Below are 4,031 nucleotides of genomic sequence, written 5' to 3'. Positions count from 1 at the left end.
ATGATCATCACGGTGGAGTTCGGAACGTCCACCCCGACCTCGATGACCGTGGTGGCCACCAGCACGTCCAGCTCACCGGCGGCGAACGACCGCATCACCGCGTCCTTCTCGTCGGCCGGCAACCGCCCGTGCAGGACCCCGATCCGCAGCCCGCGCAGCGGCCCGTCGGCGAGCAACGGGGCCACCTCGGTCACCGCCAACGGTGGCCGCCGCCCGGTGTCGTCCGCCGGCGGCTCCTCCTCCCCCGCCCCGGCCTCCCCGATCCGGGGACAGACCACGTACGCCTGGTGCCCGGCGGCGACCTCCTCCCGCAACCGGCGCCACGCCCGGTCCAGGAAGGCCGGTTTCTCGGCGGCCGGTACGACGTGCGAGGCGATCGGCGACCGCCCGCGCGGCAACTGGGACAGGGTGGAGACCTCCAGGTCGCCGTAGACGGTCATGGCCACCGTGCGCGGGATCGGGGTGGCCGTCATCACCAGCACGTGCGGCGGTTGCCCCGCCTTGGCACGCAGCGCGTCCCGCTGTTCCACCCCGAACCGGTGCTGCTCGTCGACCACCACCAGGCCCAGGTCGGCGAAGTCGACCCCCTCGTAGAGCAGGGCGTGGGTACCGAGCACGATCCCGGCCCGGCCGCTGGCGACCTCCGTCAACGCCCGCCGCCGGGCTGCCGCACCCAGCGAGCCGGTGACCAGCTCGACCCGGGTACCGGCGGGGTCGCCGTCCAGCTCACCGGCCCGGCCCAACGGCCCGAGCAGGTCCAGCATGCCCCGGTGGTGCTGGGCGGCGAGCACCTCGGTCGGAGCGAGCAGGGCCGCCTGACCGCCTGCGTCGACCACCTGGAGCATGGCCCGCAGGGCCACCACGGTCTTGCCGGAGCCCACCTCGCCCTGGAGCAGCCGGTGCATCGGGTGGCCGGTACCCAGGTCGGCGGCGATCTCCCGGCCGACGTCCCGCTGGCCGGCGGTCAGCTCGTACGGCAGCCGGGCGTCGAACGCGTCGAGCAGGCCGTCGGGCCGGGCCGGGCGGGGCCGGGCCGGCGCGGCGCTCGCCCGGTGTTTGCGCTGCACCAGGGTGAGCTGCACGGCGAACGCCTCGTCCCACTTGAGCCGGTGCCGGGCCCGGTAGAGCGCCTCCTTGCTGGCCGGCCGGTGGATGTCGTGCAGGGCGGTACCGAGGCCGACCAGGTTGCGGGTGGCCCGGACGGCGGCCGGCAGCGGATCCTCCGGCGGGGTGAAGGTGTCCAGCACCACCCGCACGCACCGGGCGATCACCCAGGTCGGTACGGCCGCCGCGGCCGGATAGACGGGGATCAGCGCACCGGCGAACTCCTCGATCTCCTCGTTGGCCGCTGCCTCGCCCTCGGTCGACTCGCCGAGCAGGACGTACTCCGGGCCGTTGAGCTGCCGTTTCCCCCGGAACTCGGTGACCTTGCCGGCGAACATGCCCCACCGGCCCGGTTTCAGCTCGCGTTCCCGCCACGCCTGGTTGCCGAAGAAGGTCAGGGTGAGCTGCCCACCGGAGCCGTCCCCGACGGTCACCTCCAGCAGGTTCCCCCGGCGCTGCCGCATCGGGCGGACGGCGGTGCGCTGCACCTGGCCGAGCACGGTGACCTGCTCGCCCACGTCCAGCGACCGGATGTCGGTGTGCTCGCCCCGCTCGTCGTACCGGCGCGGGAAGTGGTAGACCAGGTCACCGGCGGTGTGCAGGTCCAGGTGGCCGGCGAGGGCCTTGGCGGTCTTCTCCCCCACCAGCTTCTTCAGCGGGGTGTCCGGGGTGGACTGCTGCTCGCTCATTCGACCCCCACCAGGAGCGGATAGTGGGGCTGCCCACCGGGGAAGCCCTGTACCTCGACGAACGGCCACCGCCGGGTCACGTGCGTCTGGAGCGCCTCGGCCAGCCCGTCCGGCGCGTCGGCACCGTAGAGCAGGGTGACCAGCTCGCCACCACCACCGAGCATCCGGTCCAGCAGGGCGGTCGCGGTGTCGACCAGGTCGGTGCCGATCAGGTGCACCTCCCCCTCGACCAGGGCGAGCACGTCACCCGGGCGGCACGGACCGGCCACCGTCACCGCCTCCCGGCTGGCCTGGCACACCTCGGCGTACCGGCAGGCCCCGGCGGCCTCGGCCATCGCGATCACGTCGTCCTCGAAACGGCGCCCCGGGTCCCGGACGGCCAGCGCGGCCAGCGCCTGCACCGGCGACCGGGTCGGCACCACGCTCACCCGGATCCCCGACAGGTGCGCCTCGCGGGCCGCCGCGCCCGCCACCGCCTGGGTGTTCGGGTCGTTGGGCAGCACCACCACCCGGGCCGCGCCGGTGGCCCGGACCGCGTCGAGCAGTTCACCGGTGGACGGGTTGCCCGGCACCACGGTCGCCCCCTCGCGGGCGAACAGCTCGGCGATGCCGGCGCCGGGCGCCACCACCACGGCCGCCCGGGCCGCCGGGTCCGGCGCCACGGGCCGGTCCGGGGGCGGCTGGTCGGCGAAGCGGGTGACCGAGATCTGGTACGGCCGGCCGGCGGTCACCCCGGCCTCCACCGCCGCGCCGACGTCGTTGACGTGCACGTGCACGTTCCAGGTGGACGACTCCTCGGGCGTGGCGCCGTCCCCGACCACCACCAGCGAGTCACCGAGGGAGTCCAGCACCTCGCGCAGCCGTCGTACCGCGGCCGGCTCGGCGTCGAGCAGGAACTGCACCTCGTAGGCGTACTCCTCGGAACCGGTCTCCCGGACCACGGTGACCGGCCGGCGCACCGGGCCCGGGCCGGCGGCGGCCGGGCGTTCCCCGGTGATCACCTCGACCAGCGCGTCGAGCAGCACGCACAGCCCCTGCCCACCGGCGTCCACCACCCCGGCCCGGGCCAACGCGGGCAGCTGCTCCGGGGTGTGGGCCAATGCGGCGGTGGCCCCGGCCGCCGCCGCCCGGGCCACCGCCGGCAGGTCGTCGCCGGCCGTCGCCCCGGCGGCGTCCGCCGCCGCCCGGACCACGGTGAGCAGGGTGCCCTCCACCGGGTGGGCGACCGCCGACCAGGCGGCCCGGGCGGCGGCCCGCAACCCGTCGGCCAGGGCCCGGCCGCGCACCGTCTCGACGGCGGCGAGGGTGTCGGCCAGACCGCGCAGGATCTGCGACATGATCACCCCGGAGTTGCCCCGCGCGCCGAGCAGCGCACCCCGGGCCATCAGCCGCAGCGCGTGCCCGTGCGGCGGGGTCGGCCCCTCCGGGGCGTTGTCCAGGTCCAGCGCCAGCGCCTGCTGGGCGGAGGTGAGGGTGAGGACCAGGTTGGTACCGGTGTCGCCGTCCGGCACCGGGTACACGTTGAGGTCGTCGATCTCGCTCTGGTGCCGCTTGAGCGCCGCGAGCCCGCCCGCGCACCACCGGCGTACCGCTGCCGCGTCCAGGGTCTCCAGCACGGCGACGAGCCTACTGGCGAGGGCCGACACCCGCCCGGGTCGACGGACCCTGGTCGGCGTGTCCGCTACCCTGCTCCTCGGGCACGGTGGCGGGTCAGGGGTGGTTGGCCGGCCCGGTGGGGCATCGGGTAACCTGGCCAGGTTGCCCGGGCAGCGCCTGCCCGCGACCTCACGAACGTATCAATCTCAGGAGTATCCCGTGGCTAGCGTGTGCGACGTCTGTGGCAAGGGACCGGGCTTCGGCCACAACGTGTCCCACTCGCACCGGCGGACCAACCGCCGCTGGAACCCGAACATCCAGTCGGTGCGTACCCCCGCCGGTGGTGGCAACACCCGCAAGATGCAGGTCTGCACGTCGTGCATCAAGGCCGGCAAGGTCACCCGCGCCTGACGCGGTAACCCTCGACGCGTAACAGCCGGCGGATCGACTGATCCGCCGGCTGACTCGCGTTCCGGACAGTTGCAAGGAAGGGCCCCCGCTTAACGCTTCCGGTACTTGGGGTCTAGTGGTCCTCGCAACACCCGGATCTTCTGGGGGTTGCGAGGACCGTGTCCGTTTCCGTGGAACTCAAGGCGAAGTTCTTCGAGGTTCTCGATCGCGTCGGCAGTGTGCCCGTGGCTG

At 74.2% G+C, this 4,031-nt stretch carries 3 protein-coding genes; 1 reads left to right on the top strand and 2 read right to left on the bottom strand.

Going from position 1 to position 4,031, the window contains the following annotated elements; genetic code table 11:
* Together GSF22_RS31630 and GSF22_RS31625 are read right to left on the bottom strand one after the other, a co-directional pair.
* A partial coding sequence (locus GSF22_RS31630) for an ATP-dependent DNA helicase RecG (protein ID WP_208817577.1) occupies positions 1 to 1,793 on the bottom strand: 1,793 nt, incomplete at its 3' end.
* The gene (locus tag GSF22_RS31625) at positions 1,790 to 3,409 is read right to left on the bottom strand and encodes a DAK2 domain-containing protein (protein ID WP_208817576.1); all 1,620 of its coding nucleotides are present in this window, start codon (positions 3,407 to 3,409) and stop codon (positions 1,790 to 1,792) included. The genes GSF22_RS31625 and GSF22_RS31630, both read right to left, overlap by 4 nt.
* A 199-nt stretch (positions 3,410 to 3,608) precedes the next feature.
* Between GSF22_RS31625 and rpmB the strand changes: the two genes are divergently transcribed.
* Positions 3,609 to 3,800 (top strand): 50S ribosomal protein L28, encoded by a 192-nt coding sequence (rpmB, locus tag GSF22_RS31620; protein ID WP_208817575.1) that lies wholly within the window; start codon positions 3,609 to 3,611, stop codon positions 3,798 to 3,800.
* Positions 3,801 to 4,031: the final 231 nt, after the last annotated feature.

This window comes from Micromonospora echinofusca (genome assembly GCF_017614955.1).
GTDB classification, from domain to species: domain Bacteria; phylum Actinomycetota; class Actinomycetes; order Mycobacteriales; family Micromonosporaceae; genus Micromonospora; species Micromonospora echinofusca_A.
The sequence above is the reverse complement of the archived record's forward strand: the minus strand, read 5'-3'. Positions and strand labels throughout refer to the sequence as shown.